Source organism: Sphingomonas sp. Leaf30 (genome assembly GCF_001422525.1).
GTDB classification, from domain to species: domain Bacteria; phylum Pseudomonadota; class Alphaproteobacteria; order Sphingomonadales; family Sphingomonadaceae; genus Sphingomonas; species Sphingomonas aerolata.
Genome location: NZ_LMKZ01000021.1, coordinates 14,566 through 15,094 on the forward strand (window position 1 = coordinate 14,566; position 529 = coordinate 15,094).

Below are 529 nucleotides of genomic sequence, written 5' to 3' on the forward strand. Positions count from 1 at the left end.
TCCGACGCCTTCGCCGAGCATCAGCGCGAACAACAGCAACGCGCGGCCATCGAGGCCCTTCACGAGCGCGATCCGATCGCTGGCGATTCCCCCGAGCGCACGGGCGAACAGCGCGAGACCACCGAAGATCCCGGCGGCGAGGCCCGCATTGGTCAGTGAAAGGCCGAACCGGTCGACGTAATAACTTGCGGCAATATTATGAATGAAGATCTCGACCCCGAAGCACGCGCCATAGGTCGCAGCCAGCATCCAGGTGCGGTAATTGGCGGCGGCGCGGCGGAAGATCGCCATGCCCGTTGCCTTGCCGCCGTCGAGTTCGATGCCCGCCGCGCGGAGGTCGACGATGTCGCCCTGCGGCGTGTCCTGCGTGTAGCGCGCATAGACCAACGCCATCGCGAGCATCGCTAGCCCCGGCACGAACATCGCCGCACGCCAGCCGAACGCGTGCTCGACGCCGAGCCCGACGAGCGCCGCGACGACCAGCGGCATCAGGCTCTGCGCCGCGCCGCCGCCGGCATTGCCCCAGCCG

General features: G+C 68.2%; 1 protein-coding gene. It reads right to left on the reverse strand.

What is annotated here, in order from left to right:
• Positions 1-529 (reverse strand): MFS transporter (locus ASE89_RS21020; protein ID WP_201781565.1); only part of this gene is annotated, 529 nt, incomplete at both ends.